The sequence below is a fragment of the Xanthomonas sp. LMG 12460 genome (assembly GCF_009192895.1).
Lineage (GTDB): Bacteria > Pseudomonadota > Gammaproteobacteria > Xanthomonadales > Xanthomonadaceae > Xanthomonas_A > Xanthomonas_A sontii.
Map to the genome: position 1 here is coordinate 76,060 of NZ_NKUH01000022.1, position 16,744 is coordinate 92,803.

A 16,744-nucleotide genomic window follows, 5' to 3' on the forward strand; every position below is an offset into this window, starting at 1 on the left:
TGATCGTGCGACACCCCCATGACGTCCCCAAGCGCGCACGCCGAACTCGGGCTGGACCTGCCCGAGCGCCCCGGCACGCATTGCCTTGAACACCTGATCCAGGCCTCGGCCACGCGCGAACTGGTGGTCACCGAGGATATCCGCGACCGCCGCGGCATCCTGCTCGTCGCCAAGGGCCAGCGCATCAACGCCGGCCTGCGCGAGCGCCTGATCGCGCGGCGCCTGCTGCGTCCGCTGGAATCCTCGCTGGCGTTCTGCGAGGAACTGCGCCCGAGCGAAGTGCAGCTGGCCGCGCAGCGCGAACTGGACGAACACCCGCACCTGCGGCAGTTGCTGGGCGAGCAGGCGCAGCCGGTGATGGCCATGCTGGCCCGCGCCCGCACGCTGGGCGCGCCGGGCACCTTGCTGACCACCCTCGGCCAGACCCGGCCGGCCGCGTTCTCGCACGCGGTGCGGGTGGCGATGCTGGTGGCCTGGCTGGCGGCGCTGCTGTCGCGCTCGGATGCGGCGATGCGCGAGGCCGCGGAAGTCGGCCTGCTGCACGATCTCGGCGAAATGTACGTGGATCCGGTGGTGCTGGAGATTCCCGAGGCGCAGCAGGACTTCGCGCAGTGGCGCATGCGCTGCGTGCACCCGGTGATCAGCGCCGCGCTGCTGGGCGAATCCGGCGTGTACTCGGCGCAGCAGGCCGCGGCCGCACGCGAGCACCACGAACGCATCGACGGCTCCGGCTATCCGGTCGGCGCGTCGGCGCTGTCGCCGTTGGGCCGGTTGATTTCCTGTGCCGAAGCGCTGGATGGGTTGTTCGAACGCGAGCAGGGCCATGCGCAGGCGCTGGCGCGCATGCGCATCGCGCTGCGCGTGGTGCCCGGACAGTTCCCGCGCGACGTGGTCGACCTGCTGACCGAGCGCCTGCGCGATTGCGCCCTGGAACAGGCGCCGGCGCACGATCCGCAGCACCTGCGCGAGGTGGTGGCGGCCCTGCTCGACGGCCTGGAGCGGGCGCGCGACGAGGCGTTGCGGCTGCAGCGCGGCGGCGACCTGCGCGAGGACGAGCGCGCGGCCTTGCAGCATTTGCTGCTGTTGATCGTGGGCTACATCATGGCCATCCACGATTCCGGCGCCGGCAAGATGGTCGAGCAACTGCCGTGGCTGATCGCCGCGCCGGAAGCGGCCGAGGAAGTCGATCGCGTCTGCTGCGAACTGCGCTGGCAACTGCCGGGGCTGCGCCACCACGCCGCGTTGCTGGCGCACCGCCGCGCGCGCAGTGCCGACGACTGGCAGCCCTTGCTCGATGCGCTCGACATCGCCTTGCCGACAGCGCAGGGCGCGCCTGCGCCGGTGCCGGCCGTGGACGCCGCGCCGCTGCAGACCGCGCAGGCCGAACAAGAGGCGCAGTGTGACGCAATGACGGATGCACTTGGCTGACGTGCCGGGAACATGCACGGTCTACGCCTGTAACCGCTTGCAATCCCCGCGGTAACGGAATGCATGCAGGCCGGCCCGGTATAATGGGCGTTCCCCCGCTGCAGCCATCAGGAACCGTATGAGCATCGAACAGCTTGCCGAAACCGCACAGGCAATGGTCGCCCCGGGCAAGGGCATCATCGCGATCGACGAATCCACCAGCACCATCGCCAAGCGCTTCGCCGGCGTGGGCATCGAGAATGTCGAAGAGAATCGCCGTGCCTACCGCGAGCTGCTGCTGACCACGCCCAAGCTGAGCGACCACATCTCCGGCGCGATCCTGTACGACGAGACGATCCGCCAGAAGACCAAGGACGGCGTGCCGTTCGCCAAGTACATGGCCGAGCACGGCATCATCCCCGGCATCAAGGTCGACAAGGGCACGCATCCGCTGGCCGGCATGCCGGGCGAACTGATCACCGAAGGCCTCGACGGCCTGCGTGCGCGCTTGGAGGAGTACTACAAGCTCGGCGCGCGCTTCGCCAAGTGGCGTGCGGTCATCACCATCGGCGAGGACATCCCGTCGGGCGTGTGCATCGAGACCAATGCGCATGCGCTGGCCCGTTATGCCGCGCTGTGCCAGGAGCAGGGCCTGGTGCCGATGGTGGAGCCGGAAGTGCTGATGGACGGCGACCACGACATCGAGACCTGCTACGAGGTCACCGAAGCCACGTTGCGTTCGCTGTTCGGCGCGCTGTACGAGCAGAACGTGGTCCTGGAAGGCACCATCCTAAAGGCCTCGATGGTCATTGCCGGCAAGGACTGCGACGAGCAGGCCAGTGTCGAGGAAGTGGCCGAGTCCACCGTGATGTGCCTCAAGAGCACTGTGCCGGCGATCCTGCCGGGCATCGTGTTCCTGTCCGGCGGTCAGACCGACGAGCAGTCCACCGCGCACCTCAACGCGATGAACCAGCTCGGCAACCTGCCGTGGCCGCTGAGCTTCTCCTACGGCCGCGCCATGCAGCAGGCCGCGCTGAAGCTGTGGGCGCAGGACATGAAGGGCAATTTCGCCAAGGCGCAGCAGGTGGTGTACGAGCGCGCCAAAGAAAACGGCCTGGCCGCGCTGGGCAAGTGGCAGGGCTGATCGGCCCCGCAACGCCTGCGAGGAACAAAAAACGCCGGCATCGCCGGCGTTTTTTGTTTCGGGGCCATCGTGTTGCGGGAGCCGGCAGCGGAGCTTGCGCACTGGTGGCCAGGCCGCAGGGCGCGTCGGCGAGGCACGCCGCGGCGCTCAGGGGGCGATCGCCGCTGGCGCGTGGAAGCGATAGCCGCTGTTGCGCAAGGTCTTCACCGGCAGCGGGCGTCCGCTGATCTCCTCCACGCGGCGCCGCAGGCGGTACATCTGCGTGTCCAGCCGCCGCCGGTCGTACTCGAGGAAGTTCACCCCCAGCGCGTCGGCGATCTCGCGGTGGCCCACGCTCTCGCCGGCATGGCGCATCAGGCAGGCCAGCACCAGCAGATCCTGGCGCGACAGCGGCACCGGCGGCGCGTTGGGAACGTTCAGGCGTGCGGCAGCCAGTTCCAGGACCCAGCGCGCCGCCGGTGGCGGCAGGGCCAGGCGCCGGCCCAGCGACGCCAGGGTGGCGGCGAGTTCGTCCAGATCGACGCCCTTGCCCAGGTAGTGGTCCACGCCGAGTTCCAGTCCCGCGATGCGGTCGCTGGCGGTGTTGCGTGCACTGAACACCACGATGCCCAGCCGATGGCCGGCACGCCGCAGTTCACTGACCAGTTCCAGGCCGCTGCCGTCGGGAAGACCGACGTCGATCACGGCCATGGTGTGGCGCGCCGGATCGAATCGTTGCCGGAAGCCGGCGATGCTGTCCACGCAGACGGCGATATAGCCCAGATCCTGCAGGAACTCGCCGAGTTCCTCGCACAGCACCGGCTCGTCCTCGAGCAGGATCACTTCGGACATGGAGTCGCGTCCTCGCGCAGTGCGGTTTGCTGTAACGTCATCGGCTGGCAACGGTGCGGTATGGCGAATGATGGCGCAATGGTGGCGCTGGCTGGTGGGCGCATGGCTCGTGGTGGGCGTGGCCGTGGCCGCCGACGCGGCGCCATCCCCGGTCGCGGCGCTGCCGTTGACCAGCGCGCACCAGGATGCGAGCGGGTATCTGCAGCGCCTGGACGATCCGCACGGCCGACTGGACGTGGTGCAGGCCGCCGCCGCGACCGGCTGGACCCGGCTGCCCGACGGCCTCAACGCGGGATTCGCCGACGGTGCGGTGTGGCTGCGCCTGCCTGTTCATGTCCAGAGTGTACCGCCCGGCGGCTGGATGGTGCGATTGAGCAATGCCTTGCTCGACGACGTGCAGGCCTACGTGCGGCCCGAGGGCGGCGCCTGGCGCGCGCTGGGGGACAGCGGCGAACGCGTGCCGCGGCGCGATTGGCCGGTGGATTACCGCAGCCCGGTCTTCCAGTTCGCGCCAACGCATGCGGGCGATTACGAGGTGCTGCTGCGGTTGCGCAGCAAGAACGCGTTGGTCACCCGTCTGGACGTCTGGCAACGCCTGCCCTTCGATAACCACTCGCGGCGCGAGGGGCTGCAGTTCGGCCTGTATTTCGGCTTCTACCTGTTGCTGCTGTGCCTGCACGTGTTGTTCTGGCTCGCCACGCGCGCGCGCATGAGTGGCCTGTTCGTGGCCTATCTCGGCGGCTGCGTGTTCAACGAAGCGATGTCCATCGGCCTGGTGCAGCAGGTTACCGGCATGCCGATGGCGTGGAGCGACACGCTGTTGGGCATCAGCATCGCCTGCAGTCTGCCGGTGGGATTCCAGGTCGCCAGCCGGCAACTGAACCTGCGCGCCTTTCATCCGCGGCTGGTGCGCTGGGGCACACGTCTGCTGTGGGCGGTCGCATTGGGTTGCGCCGTGTTCGTGCTCGCCGGCCACTACGCCTGGGGCATGCAGCCGGTGCAGTCGCTGGGCCTGCTGGAGATCCTGCTGCTGGCGGGGCTGGGGCTGCACCTGCTGTGGCGCCGCTATCGGCCGGCGCTGTTCTTCGTGCTCGCGTTCTTTCCGTTCTATCTGGGGGTGATGCTGGGCTTCCTGCGCAACCTCGGATTCGTCCCGGTCAATGCGTGGACCCAGTACGCCACCACGTTCGGCACCATGCTGCACATGACGCTGCTGAGCGTGTTCCTCATCGGCCGTTACGAGCGGCAGCGCCGATTGCGCGAACGGCGGCATGCCGAGGCCGCGGTGGCACTCGCGCGCAGGCACGGTCTGGCGCTGGAGCGTGACGTGGCCTTGCGCACCGCAGAGCTGCGCAACGAAATCGGCAGGCGGCAGGCGCTGGAGAACGACCTGCGCGGCTTGCTGCAGACCGAGCGCAAGGTCATGCAGGAGCAACGCGATTTCGTGGCGATGGTGTCGCACGAGTTCCGCACGCCGCTGGCCGTCATCATGACCTCGGCGCAACAGCTGGCGCGCAAGCTGGATGCGCCGCCGGAACGCAATCGCGTGCGCTGCGGCAACATCCGCGACGCGGCGCAACGGCTGCTGGCGCTGGTGGACGAGTATCTCGCCGACGACCGCATGGGCGAGGCGGCTTCGGAACTGCGGCTGCAGCCGTGCGCCCTGCGCGTCCTGCTCGACGACCTGTGCGGCGACTTCCAGCCGCAGCGCGTGGTCTGCGAGGTTCTCACCGACGACGATGGTCTGCTCACCGATACCGGACTGCTGCGGGTGGCCGTGCGCAACCTGCTCGCCAATGCCGACCGCCATTGTCCGGCGGGCATGGCCATCCGCGTGCGCGTCCGCGGCAGTGCCGGAGGGCTGCGGCTGGAGGTCGCCAATCCGGGCGAACGCATCGCGCCTGCCGAACGCGAGCGGCTGTTCCAGAAGTACTACCGCGGCGAAAGCGCGCGGCATGCGCCGGGCGCGGGGCTCGGTCTGTACCTGGTCCGGCGCATCGCCGAGCGTCTCGGGGGATGGGTCGGCCTGGCCAGGCAGGCACCCGACGAGTCGGTCTGCTTCGTATTGCTGCTGCCGCGCCGCCCGGATGCACAGCTCGCAGTGTCGCGCGTGCCGCCGGCGACGGATGCCTGATCGCAGGCGGCCGTGCGTATCCCGACGCACGCTCTGCGCCAACAGCAAAAACAATCGGGCGCGGTGGCGACCGATCGCCGCGCGTTCGTGCAGAGAGCCCGGTGCCGATTCGTGTGCCGGCGAGGGCCGTGACGAAAGCGGTGCCATGACCCGACGACACCGCCGCGCGGTGTCGTCAGGTCATTCCCGGCTACTGCCGGATGATGCAGCTGTCCGCGGAGGCGTTGGACGCGCCCGGGCTGCAGGCGACCGCCGGGGCGCGGATGCCGCCGTCGACGATCAGGATCGAGTCGGTGGCGGCCGTCACGGTGCCGCTGCTGCCGCCATGTGCCGCGGCCGCCAGTTGCCTGGCCGTCTCGTCGGCCTTTTGCGGACTGGTCTCTGTCGTGCTGCCGGCATCGCTGGTCACCGTGGCGGCGGCGACCGAGGTGTTGATCGCCTGCACGGTGGTGGTCGGCAACTGGACAGCGCCGCCGCCATCGCCGTTGCCGGCGACCACGTTCAACAGGCCATCGACGTAGCTGATGGTGTAGTTGGACAGCCCCGCGCCGGTGGCGCCGTAGGCGGTGATGGCGTAGTTGCCGACCGCAGCGCCGCTGCCGGCACCGGCACTGTTCAGGGCGACGCCGGAGACGGTGTCGCGGTTGAGCAGGCCGGAGACACGGTAGCCGGTGAGGGTGGCGGTGCTGCCGACGGTCTTGCTGGCATCGCTGGCGACGATGCGCAAGGTGGCCGGATCGACGCGCAGGCTGCCGTCGACGTAGTTGACGACGTAGTTGGACAGCCCTGCGCCGGTCGCGCCGGAGGCGGTGATGGCGTAGTTGCCGACCGCGGCGCCGGCACCGGCGCCGGCGCTGCCCAGGGCGACGCCGGAGACGGTGTCGCTGTTGAGCAGGCCCGAAACGCTGTAGCCGCTGAGGTTGACGGTGCCGCCATAGGTCTTGTTGGCGTCGTTGGCGACGATGCGCAGGGTGGCCGGATCGACGCGCAGGCTGCCGTCGACGTAGCTGACAACGTAGTTGGACAGCCCGGCGCCGGTCGCGCCGGAGGCGGTGATGGCGTAGTTGCCGACCGCGGCGCCGGCACCGGCGCCGGCGCTGCCCAGGGCAACGCCGGAGACGGTGTCGCCGTTGAGCAGGCCCGAAACGCTGTAGCCGCTGAGGTTGACGGTGCCGCCGTAGGTCTTGTTGGCGTCGTTGGCGACGATGCGCAGTGTCGCCGGATCGACGCGCAGGCTGCCGTCGACGTAGTTGACGACGTAGTTGGACAGCCCTGCGCCGGTCGCGCCGGAGGCGGTGACGGCATAGTTGCCCACTGCGGCGCCGCTACCGGCGCCCGCGCTGCCCAGCGCGACCCCGGAGACGCTGTCGCTGCCGATCAGACCGGAAACGCGGTAGCCGCTGAGGTTGAGGGTGCTGCCGTAGGTCTTGGAGCCCGAGGTCGCCGTCACTGTCAGCGTCGCCGGGGTGATGGCGATGCCGCCGGAGACCACGTAGCCGATGTCGTAGCCCTGCTGCGAGGACGCCAGGCCACCGATCTGCAGCATGCCGTTGCCGGTGGTATAGCTGCCGACGCCATTGCCTGCGGTCGCGTAGCGCAGCGACGATCCGAACAGCAAGCTGGGGTTGAAGGCGCCGCCGGCCGTGTAGGACGAGATCGTGCCGCTGACACCGTTGCCGTCGTAGGTCTTGTCGAGCCCGGAGAGGCTGGTGCCGATCGTCAACGGGGTCAGGAAGCTGCGCAGCAGCGGCGTGCCCATGTGTTCGTACAGGCGCCAGGTCTGGCCGGTGCCGCCGCGGTTGTCGATCGCCCAGCCGGCATCGGTAAACGTGGACAGCGTGTTCAACGCGCTCCAGGACCTGCCGCCGCTGATCGCATCGATGCTGCCGGTGTTGCTGCCCGCCAAGCGCAGGCCGGCGTTGATCGGATTACCGCCGATGTCGGTGGCGAAGAAGCTGGCGTTGATCGTGCCACTGTTGGTGCCGACCAGGCCGCCGACGGCGTTGCTGCCGCCTATGTCGCCGATGGCGTAGCTGGCGTTGATGATGCCGCCATCGTTATAGCCGACCAGACCGCCGAGATACTGGGTGCCGATCACGCCACGGCCGCCGGCATAGGCCGCGTTTATGGTGCCGGTCAGGTTGTAACCGACCAGGCCGCCCGCATACTCGGTGGCGGCGATGAAACCAGTGGCATAGACACGGGCCAGACTGCCTCGAGAGTTGTACCCGACCAGCCCGCCGATGTACGACGTGCCGGAAACATCGCCGACGGCGTAAGCGTCGCTGAGGCTTGTGCTGAAGAGGTTACCGACCAGTCCGCCGACATAATTGACTCCCGATGCGCCACCGGTCGCGTGCGCGTTCGTGATGGTTCCCCTGTTCGCCACTCCGATCAGCCCGCCGACGTAGTTCGAGCCGGAGACGCTCCCGCTGGCCTGCACATTGGTGAGGGTAACGGTGGACGCCTGGCCTAGCAGACCGCCCGCATGCGTGGTGGTCGCGGTGACGTTGCCGCTGGCCGAGGCGTTCTGGATCTGGCTCTGATTGGCGTTGCCGATCAGCCCGCCGACATGGTCGCCGCTGGCGGTGCTGGTGCTGGTCGCGCTGCCGCTGGCCTGCACGTTGCTGTAGTTGCCCTGGTAGTCGTTGCCGACCAGGCCGCCGACACTGCTGCCGCCGGAGACCGTGCTCGACGAGGACGACGCGTTGATCGTGCCGCCGGCGTTGCTGCCGATCAGTCCGCCGACGTAGTTGCCGCTGTAGGGGCCGCCGCTGCCGACCACGCTGCCGCTGGTCTGCGCGCCGGTGATCGTCCCGGCGTTGTTGTAGCCGCTGAGGCCGCCGATGAAGTTGCCGGTGCCGCTCATGGTGCCGGTGACGCGGATGCCGCTGAGCGTGCCGGCATTGAAGCCGGCGACGCCGCCCACGTAGGCAGTGCCGGTGACGGTGGCGCCGGTCAGGGCGAGGTTGACGATCCGGCTGGCAGCGCCGGTGTTGCCGAACAGGCCGACGTAGGACGTGCCGCCGCGGGCGATGGTCAGCCCGGAAATGGTGTGGTTTGTGCCATCGAGGCTGCCGGTGAAGGCGTTGTTGCTGTCGCCGACCGGACTGAAGCCGGCGCTGCTCCACATGCCGCTGGCGTTGCTGCCGGCGGTCTGGCTGGCATCGATGTCGGCCGACAGGCTGTAGTTGGCCGCCAGGTTGTACGCCATCAACTGCAACTGGTGTGCGTTGCCGATGGTGGTGCTGTACTCGCTGGCCAGGAACGGGCGCGTCTGCCCCTCGATCATGATCCAGGCCGGACTGCCGACGCCATCGCTGGCGACGTAGACGTTGCTGGTGCCGGCGAGCAACGCCCAGGTGCCGAGATTGCCGTAGGTGCTGTGGCTGTAACGGTTGTTGCTGCCGAAGCTGGTCAGATTGGTGGCGCTGCCGCCGCCCCCGCTGCTGATGGCATTGGCCTGGCCGGTGCTGTCGACGTCCCACGACGCATTGCTGACGCTGCCCGAATTGGCGCCGATCAGTCCGCCCACGTTGTTGTTGTTGGTGCTGATGACGGCACCCGTGGCGTAGCTGTTGCTGACGCTGCTGGAGCTGACGCTGGCACCACCCGCGTTATTGACGCCCACGAGCCCGCCCACCGAGGCCGTTGCGGTGACGCTGCCGGTGGCGTAGGTGTTGGCGATGGTGCTCTGGTAGTTCATGCCGACCAGCCCGCCGACCATGGAACTGCTGCCGGTCACGCTGCCGGTGGCGTAGCTGTTCTTGATCGAGCCGGCGTTCTGGTTGGTTCCGACCAGGCCGCCGACGGAACTGGTGCCGCTCACGGTGCTGGTGGAATACGTGTTGGTCAGGCTGCCGCCGTCGTTGTAGCCGACCAGGCCGCCGGTGTTGGAAGAACTGCCGGTCACGCTGCCGGTGCTGTGGGTGTTGCGGATCGTGGCGCCGACGTTGTTGCCCGCCACGCCGCCGACGGCGCTCTGCCCGTTGACGCTGCCGACGAACGCGCTGTTGTCGATCAAGCCCAGGTTGTAGCCGGCCAATCCGCCGACGCCGCCGGAGCTCCCGGTCACACTGCCGTCGACGGTGACGTTCTTGATCGCGCCCTGGCCGTAGCCGACCAGGCCACCGACGTAATAGCCGCCGGAGATGGAGACGTTGCCCAGGTGCACATCGCGGATGAGGCTGTTGCTGCTGGTGGTGCCGAACAGGCCGACGTAGCCGCTGGCGCCGGAGATGGTCAGGTTGTTGATGCTGTGGCCCAGGCCGGCCAGCTTGCTCTGGAAGGAGGACACCAGGGCGCTGCTGCGGGTGACGCCGGCCAGGTCGATGTCCTGGGCCAACGCATAGGCGCCGGGGCTGTTGAAATAGGTAGCCGCGTCGGCCAGCGAGTGGATCAGCGTGTACGCCTGCCCGTTGATCGCCAGGCTGGCGTGCGCGCCGCCGAGCGAGACGGGGGTGTTGACGTAGTAGTCACCCGTGCCGCCGACGGTGCCGTTGTCGGTGTAGCCGCCGTAGTTCAGCACCAGGCCGGCCGTGTTGCCGGTGGCGGTGACGGCGGCATTGAGATAGATGCTGTGGTAGGCGTCCAGGGTCAGCGTGGAGTTGCCGCTCCAGCCGATCGCCGCATTGACGTTGATGTCGCCGCTGCCGTTGCTCACGGTGCCCGGGCCGCTGGCGTTGGTGCTGGAGGTGAGCAGGGTGACGTTGGTGCCGCCGTTCAACGCGCCGCTGATGGTGCTGGCGGCCGCGCTGTCCACGGTCAGGTCTTCCGGGTCGACCAGCCAGGTGCCGGCGCTGCCGGGGCCGGCGCCCTTGGCGCCGACGGCGATGCCGGAGAAGTCGACGGTGTGGCCGCTGGTTTCGAGCAGGCCGCCGCTGCCGCTGCCGGCCGCGTTGGCGCGCAGCGCGCCATGCACCGCGGTGTGGCCATCGGACCAGACCACGATGGAGCCGCCGTTGCCCTGGCCGGTCGCGCTGGCATCGAGCAGCGCGCCGTCGGCGACCGTGGCCGCATTGGCGTGTTGCAACTGTTCGCCGCCCTGGTAGCCGCCGCCGATGCGCACGCTGCCGCCGGCCGCGGTGCCGCTGGCGTCGATGCGGCCAGCGACGTTCACCGCGCCATCGGACAGCAGCTGCACGCTGCCGCCGTGGGTGCCGGAGACATCGATGCGGCCGCTGCTGGCCACGTCGCCGCCGCTGCCGACCAGGCGCACGCTGCCGCCGGAGGTGTCGATGCCGGTGGCTTCGAGCGCGCCGGTGTTGTTGACCAGCAACTGCGACAACCCGGTGCTGCCTGCCTGCAGCAGGATCTGCCCGCCATTGGCGCGCAGCGTGCCGCTGTTCTCCACCGCCGCCGCCGCGCCATCCACCGACTGGCTGGCCGCCGCGACCATCTGCATGCCGATCGCGCCGGCCGCGTCCATGGTCACCTTGACCTGATCGGCGGAGAGCAGGCGGATGGCGCCGCCGTCGGCGCTGATGCTGCCGCGGTTGGCGACATGGTTGCCGACCAGGTTCACCGAACCGCCGTTGCCGGCGCGGATGCTGCCCTGGTTGACCACGCTGGCGGCGCCATGGTCGCCGCGCGCGAGCAGGTAGCCGTTGTCGTCGTCGCCGGCCAGGCCCAGCGAACTGGCGACCAGGCCGCCGACGTTCACCTGCGCGTGGTTGCCGAACAGGATGCCGGCGGAGTTGATCAGGAACACATTGCCGTTGGCGCGCAGGCTGCCGTCGATGACGCTGGCGCCGCGGCTGGCGTCGATCAGGTTGAGCGCCACCGCCGAGCTGGACGGCTGTACGAACACCACGCTGGCGTCCTTGCCGACGTTGAAGCTGTTCCAGTTCAGCACCGCCTTGGCCGCGTTCTGGTCGATCTGCAGCGTGCCGCCGTTCTGCGACACGGTGGCGCCGGTGGCGCTGGACAGCGACGGCACGCCGCTGGCGTGAGCCGGCGCGGCCAGCGCACAGGCCAGGGCGAAGGGCAGCAGCGGCGCGGACAGGCGCGCCGCGCCGGTGCCGGTGGCGCCGGCGTGGCCGGTGGCGACTTCGGAGGCGACCTGGAGCACGCCGAGGTGGCGGTTGAAGACGAGGCGGTAGATGCGGTTCATGGAGATCCCCAGGTCAGAAGGTCAGGCCGAAGCGGGCCCAGTAGCGCACATCCTTGCCGTCGCCCGGCTTGGTGGTGCCGGTGGGCTTGGCCGCGGCCAGATCGAACGAGAGTCCGTGCCAGTCGGGCAGCCGGAAGCTGAGGCCGACGCCGGCACCCTCGAAGGTGGTGACGCTGTCGTAGACCGCGCGGTTGGCGCCGTTCGGGTAGACCCGGCCGTAGTCGTAGAACACGCTGGCGGTCAGCAGCTGACCCCAGGCGCGGCCGCCGAACGGCGAGGCGGCGCTGGCGAAGCCTGGTGCGTCCACCTGGTACTCCAGGCCGGAGTCGAAGCCGCGGTCGCCGAGCGCGGCGCCGAGCGGGAAGGCGCGCACGCTGGTCGGTCCGCCCAGCGAGAACTGTTCCAGCGGGGTCAGGGTGTCGTCGCTGTACTGGCCGTTGACCCGCAACTGCAGCCGCTGCGTGGCGGTCAGCCCCTGCAGCCGGGTGTAGCTCAGGCGCGCGACGGTGAAGTGGCGGTCGTGGCGGGCGTACAGGTAATCGGTCTGCGGCGAATCGTCGTCGAGCGCGCCGCGCACGCTGAGCTGCAGCAGGTCGATGCCGTGGAGCCGGCGGTCGTCGTGGCGCACGCTGGTGCCGAGTTCGGCTACGTCGAATTTCTGCTTGGACAGCAGCACGCCCAGGCCCTGCAGGCGCGAGCTTTCCTTGACCAGGTGCAGCCAGCTCTGCACGCGCCAGGCATCGGAATTGACGAACTTCCAGTCCAGGCCCAGCGCGCTCTGCTGGGTCGGGCCCTGGATGTCGAGCGCGGCGAACGCGCCGTTGTCGAGGTTGACCACGCTGCGCGTGTAGGACGCGCTGGCGCTGAGGCCGTCGACGCCGGCGATCGGCACCTGGTAGGCGAGGCTGCCCTGCCAGGTATTGGCCGGATCCAGCGCATAGGCATAGCTGGCCGACAGGTGGTCGCCCAGACCGAGCGGGTTGTTCCAGTCCACGCCGAGCTGCGCGCGGTAGCGGCCGATGCTCGGGGTGCCGTAGTTGCTGGCGCCGACGCTGACCTGCAGCGGGCGCTCCTCGCTGGCCTGGATCACCACGTCGGTCTCGCCGGGGTTGGCGCCGGGCTTGAGCACGGAGGTGGCGGACACGCCCGGCAGGTCGCGGGTGTACAGCAGCGCCGACTGCAGATCCTGCTGGCGCAGGATCTGGCCCTGCAGGGCCAGGGCAGGGCTGGCGATCAGGCGGTCGTCGTAGCGGCGCGTGCCCTCGACGGTGATCTTGCCGACCCGGCCTTCGACCACGCGGATCTCGACCACCTGGTCCGGCCCCAGGGTCTGCACCGGCAGATATGCCCGGGCGACCAGGAAGCCGGCCTGGCGGTAGGCCTGGGTCAGCGTGTCGGCGATCTGCTGCAGTTGCGCGAAGCTGAGCTGGGCCGGCACCGTGCCGCCGCCGAGTGCGCGCAGGCGCGCGTCGGCCAGCGCCTGCAGGCGCGCCGGATCGATCTGCTCGCGCGGATGGTCGCCGACCCCGGTGACGCGGATCGCCTGTACCGCGATCGGCGCCGCGGCGTCGGTGGTGCTGGTGCCGGTGGCCGGGGCGGCCTCCTGGGCCAGTGCCGTCGCGAAGGTCAGCGTCAAGGCCAGGCCGGCGGCCCACGGAAGCACGAACAGGGCATTCGCCAGCGTACTCGGACGCGGACGGCAAGAAATCGTCATGATGTTAAGGTGGCGTTAGGGTTGAGGCTCGCGCAATGTAGCCTTCCCACCGCCGATCAATCTGAGCGAATCTGAGCGCGCGATCACTCTTTGCGCGGTCCCCTGACACGGTGTCGGGATAATCCCCACAGCACGCTGTGCCAGCGCCGGGCGCTGGGCGGCCGCCATCTCAGTCAGTGAATCAGGGCGTGCCTGCGCCCGGGTGGAACGCAGGCCCTGTGGTGATTCGCGGGTACTCGCCGGGTCTCTGAGAGCGTCCGGGTCGACCGCTCAGGCTGCAGTGGCGCACTGCGCGTCGCGCAACGCCTGCCGGTACGCCTTGGCGGTGACGTCGTTGTAGGCCACCAGGATGATCCGCTTGGGCACCGCATGCGCGCGCTGCCAGGCGTCGGTCTCGGCCACCGCGATACGCGCGGCCTGGTGCAGCGGGTAGCCATAGACGCCGCAGCTGATCGCCGGGAACGCCACCGAGTGCAGGCCCATCTGTTCGGCCATGCGCAGGGCGCGCCAGTAGCAGTTGGCCAACAGGGCCGGTTCGTTGTGGGCGCCGTCGCGCCACACCGGACCGACGGTATGCAGCACATGCCGCGCCTTGAGCTGGTAGCCCGCGGTGGCGCGCACCTCGCCGACCGGGCAGCGTACGCCCGGCTTGAGTTCCGGCAGGCGCCGGCATTCTTCCAGCAGTTCCGGGCCGGCGGCACGGTGGATGGCGCCGTCCACGCCGCCACCACCGAGCAGGGACTCGTTGGCGGCGTTGACGATCGCGTCCACGTCGAGCTGGGTGATGTCGCCTTGCCAGATTTCGATCTTCATGCGCCGATCTTTAGGGGAGCCGAATGATGGATGCGTGAGGGTGTCGCCACCCGCCGCCGCGCGCTGCCACGGCCGCTTAACCGGCCAGCGGCAAGACTGACGCGCCTCCATCTCAGCACTTGCGACATGAACCCGAACCCGCCGCCGCCACAGGTCGCCGATGCCCTTGCGCAGGGTCAGATCATCAAGGCGATCAAGCTGCTGCGCGCGCACAGCGGCATGGACCTGCGCAGTGCGAAGGAGCAGGTCGATGCCTGGCTGCTGGCCGGCGCGGCGCGCACGGTGACGGAGATGCTCGACCGCCACGCCTCCGCTGCCGCAGCAGGCGCGACACCGGCAACGTCGGCCCCGGCGCAAACGCCGACCGAGGAACGGCGCCTGCCGCCGGCGGCGGAACTGGCGCTGCGTCGCGGCGAGCGGCGCACGGCCGCCAAGCTGGTGTTCGAGCACTATCCGGACATGTCGCTGCGCGAGGCACTGGAGATGGTGCAGCGGCATCTGCGCTCGGCGCCGACGCTGGGGGCTGCCTCGACCGTGGCCGCCGGCGACCGCGGTGGGGCCTGGCGTTGGGTGCTGCTGGCGCTGTTGCTGGCTGCGGCGGCGGCCTGGTGGCTGGCGCGCTGAGGCATGCCGACGCGGCCAGTGGCTACAGCCAGCGCGCGACCTGCGCGCAGTAGCGCGCATAGGCGCTGCCGAAGCGTTCGCGCAGGCGTGCTTCCTCGTAGGGGATGACCACCCGCTGCAAGGCCAGCAGCGGCAAGGGCAGCAACAGCGCCGACCACGGCCAGCCGATCTGCACGCTCAGGCCGAGGTAACTCAGGGTCAGGCTGACGTACATCGGGTTGCGGGTCAGCCGGTAGGGCCCGTGGCAGACCAGGTGCGAGGGCGCGCGCTCGGGCAGCAGGGTGGTGCGGTCGCGCGCGAACAGCACGAAGCACCAGCACGCCAGCAGCAGGCCGGCGAGCGCGACGGCGCCGCCGCCCAGTTGCAGCCAGGCCAGCGCGGTGCCCTGCGGCAACGGCAACGGCAGCGCGTGCTGCAGGCTGGCGCCGAGCAGCAGCGCCAGCAGGAAATGCGCCGGCGAGGTCGTGCGCACCAGCAACGGCACGCGCACCTGCGCACGTGCGGGCGGTGGATCGGTGCGGTCGGTTCGGTCGTGCATGCAGTCCTTCCCTGGTTCGGTTGCGGCCGCGCAAGTTTACGCGGCTGCCCACGGCGTCCGCGCGCGCACGCGTCACGAATGGGCACGGGCGCGACCCGGCAGTGCCTCGTCGTGCGTGGCAGTGCGCGCAAACCCGATTACCCTAGCGCCCGTGCGGCACGTCGCAGACGCTTGCGTTCGACGTGTCGCGTCGTTCCGCGTCGATCGCACCCGACGCGCCGGTCGTTCCCCTTCTGCCACCACTGTCCCGCCTCATGCCAATCGCTTCCGCCAGCAGCACCGCCGCCCCGCGCCGCCGGGTCATCCTCGAAGACGACATCGACGGCTTCACTCCTGCGCAGCTGTTGCTGCTGCAATCGCCCGAGGTGGAGGTGCTGGGCATCTCGGTGGTCAGCGGCAACATCTGGCGCGACGAAGCGCTGGCGCATACCCGGCGCCTGCTCGAGATCGCCGGGCGTGGCGAAGTGCCGGTGCTGCCCGGCCCGGTGTTCCCGCTGCTCAACAGCGAGGTCGCCACCGAACGCTGGGAAGCGCTGTACGGCAAGTTGCTGTGGAAGGGCGCCTGGACCCGGCAGTGGGTCGAGCACGACACCGTGCAGAGCGCACCGCGCTACCACGCGCACGACGTGGTCCCGGACCTGCCGCTGGGCAATCCCACCGTGGTGCAGGCAGCCAGCGAGCCGGCCGCCTTGTTCATGATCCGCAAGGTGCGCGAGTTCCCCGGCGAGATCAGCATCGTCGCCACCGGGCCGCTGACCAACCTCGCCCTGGCGCAGCGGCTGGACCCCGAATTCGCAAGCCTGGCCAAGGAACTGGTGTACATGGGCGGCAGCCTCAATCCGCGGCAGCGCCGCGACAGCGTCTCGGCGGCGCAGTTCGCGCGCGAGTTCGTCAATTCGCCGCGGCGCGAATTCAACATCCGCTGGGACCCGGAAGCGGCCAGCATCGTGATGCGCGCGCCGTGGCGGCGCATGGTGATGGTGCCGGTGGATCCGTCCACCGCCACCGAACTGACCCCGCAGCTGCTGGCGCGGATGGGCGCCGCCGACACGCCGATCGGCCATGCGCTGCGTCGGCGCGAACCTGGCTTCCCGATGTGGGACGAACTGGCCACCGCGGTGTGGCTGCGCCCGGAACTGGCCACCGTCAGCGAGACCCTTTACGTGGACACCAACACCGAGTTCGGCGCCGGCTACGGCGACATCCTGTCGTGGGCGCCGGGCTACCAGCCGGGCCTGGGCGAGCAGGCGCAACAGGTGGTGCGCGAGGTCGACGTGGAAGCGATCGAACAGTTGCTGATCGAGCGCCTGACCGCGCCGCAGCCGCCGGCGCTGGGCGCGCCGCTGCCGGTCTGAGGCATGGCGCACGCGGATTTGCAGTCCGGTGCACGCCACGTCGTCCTGCCGCTCGCGTGCGGGGCAGGCGGG

Annotated in this window: 10 protein-coding genes; 5 read left to right on the forward strand and 5 right to left on the reverse strand. The window is 69.8% G+C overall.

What is annotated here, in order from left to right:
- The first annotated feature begins 18 nt into the window (after positions 1-18).
- Positions 19-1,428, forward strand: a complete 1,410-nt coding sequence (locus tag CEK66_RS05110; protein ID WP_152236160.1) for an HD domain-containing phosphohydrolase — start codon at positions 19-21, stop codon at positions 1,426-1,428.
- A 118-nt stretch (positions 1,429-1,546) separates the two neighbouring features.
- A complete protein-coding gene (locus tag CEK66_RS05115; RefSeq protein ID WP_010341500.1) occupies positions 1,547-2,551 on the forward strand; it encodes a class I fructose-bisphosphate aldolase in 1,005 nt (334 codons plus the stop codon).
- 147 nt (positions 2,552-2,698) lie between these two features.
- Here CEK66_RS05115 and CEK66_RS05120 read toward each other — a convergent pair whose 3' ends face one another.
- Positions 2,699-3,382 (reverse strand): response regulator transcription factor, encoded by a 684-nt coding sequence (locus tag CEK66_RS05120; RefSeq protein WP_152236161.1) that lies wholly within the window; start codon positions 3,380-3,382, stop codon positions 2,699-2,701.
- Positions 3,383-3,476: 94 nt separating this feature from the next.
- Here CEK66_RS05120 and CEK66_RS05125 point away from each other — a divergent pair, with 94 nt between their 5' ends.
- Complete coding sequence (locus CEK66_RS05125) at positions 3,477-5,516, forward strand: sensor histidine kinase (RefSeq protein WP_226978496.1); 2,040 nt, start codon at positions 3,477-3,479, stop codon at positions 5,514-5,516.
- Positions 5,517-5,706: 190 nt separating this feature from the next.
- Here CEK66_RS05125 and CEK66_RS05130 read toward each other — a convergent pair whose 3' ends face one another.
- The 3 genes from CEK66_RS05130 to CEK66_RS05140 all read right to left on the reverse strand — a co-directional run bounded on the left by CEK66_RS05130 (position 5,707) and on the right by CEK66_RS05140 (position 14,155).
- Positions 5,707-11,628 (reverse strand): MBG domain-containing protein, encoded by a 5,922-nt coding sequence (locus tag CEK66_RS05130; RefSeq protein ID WP_152236163.1) that lies wholly within the window; start codon positions 11,626-11,628, stop codon positions 5,707-5,709.
- Positions 11,629-11,641: 13 nt separating this feature from the next.
- Positions 11,642-13,342 (reverse strand): ShlB/FhaC/HecB family hemolysin secretion/activation protein, encoded by a 1,701-nt coding sequence (locus tag CEK66_RS05135; RefSeq protein ID WP_152236164.1) that lies wholly within the window; start codon positions 13,340-13,342, stop codon positions 11,642-11,644.
- A gap of 270 nt (positions 13,343-13,612) precedes the next feature.
- Entirely contained in the window at positions 13,613-14,155 is a 543-nt protein-coding gene (locus CEK66_RS05140; protein ID WP_152236165.1) for an O-acetyl-ADP-ribose deacetylase, read from the reverse strand.
- Between the two features lie 126 nt (positions 14,156-14,281).
- On the opposite strand from CEK66_RS05140, the gene CEK66_RS05145 reads away from it, so the two are divergent.
- The gene (locus CEK66_RS05145; RefSeq protein ID WP_043094959.1) at positions 14,282-14,779 is read left to right on the forward strand and encodes a hypothetical protein; all 498 of its coding nucleotides are present in this window, start codon (positions 14,282-14,284) and stop codon (positions 14,777-14,779) included.
- A gap of 22 nt (positions 14,780-14,801) precedes the next feature.
- On the opposite strand, the gene CEK66_RS05150 is transcribed toward CEK66_RS05145, so the two are convergent.
- The gene (locus tag CEK66_RS05150; RefSeq protein ID WP_152236166.1) at positions 14,802-15,317 is read right to left on the reverse strand and encodes an isoprenylcysteine carboxylmethyltransferase family protein; all 516 of its coding nucleotides are present in this window, start codon (positions 15,315-15,317) and stop codon (positions 14,802-14,804) included.
- Between the two features lie 254 nt (positions 15,318-15,571).
- On the opposite strand from CEK66_RS05150, the gene CEK66_RS05155 reads away from it, so the two are divergent.
- Entirely contained in the window at positions 15,572-16,672 is a 1,101-nt protein-coding gene (locus CEK66_RS05155) for a nucleoside hydrolase (RefSeq protein WP_152236167.1), read from the forward strand.
- Positions 16,673-16,744: the final 72 nt, after the last annotated feature.

Excerpts from the sequence above, each read along its gene's own strand:
- CEK66_RS05110 (WP_152236160.1), top strand. The coding sequence starts at position 19 with ATGACGTCCCCAAGCGCGCACGCCGAACTCGGGCTGGACCTGCCCGAG.
- CEK66_RS05115 (WP_010341500.1), top strand. The coding sequence starts at position 1,547 with ATGAGCATCGAACAGCTTGCCGAAACCGCACAGGCAATGGTCGCCCCG.
- CEK66_RS05120 (WP_152236161.1), bottom strand. The coding sequence starts at position 3,382 with ATGTCCGAAGTGATCCTGCTCGAGGACGAGCCGGTGCTGTGCGAGGAA.
- CEK66_RS05130 (WP_152236163.1), bottom strand. The coding sequence starts at position 11,628 with ATGAACCGCATCTACCGCCTCGTCTTCAACCGCCACCTCGGCGTGCTC.
- CEK66_RS05135 (WP_152236164.1), bottom strand. The coding sequence starts at position 13,342 with ATGACGATTTCTTGCCGTCCGCGTCCGAGTACGCTGGCGAATGCCCTG.
- CEK66_RS05140 (WP_152236165.1), bottom strand. The coding sequence starts at position 14,155 with ATGAAGATCGAAATCTGGCAAGGCGACATCACCCAGCTCGACGTGGAC.
- CEK66_RS05145 (WP_043094959.1), top strand. The coding sequence starts at position 14,282 with ATGAACCCGAACCCGCCGCCGCCACAGGTCGCCGATGCCCTTGCGCAG.
- CEK66_RS05150 (WP_152236166.1), bottom strand. The coding sequence starts at position 15,317 with ATGCACGACCGAACCGACCGCACCGATCCACCGCCCGCACGTGCGCAG.
- CEK66_RS05155 (WP_152236167.1), top strand. The coding sequence starts at position 15,572 with ATGCCAATCGCTTCCGCCAGCAGCACCGCCGCCCCGCGCCGCCGGGTC.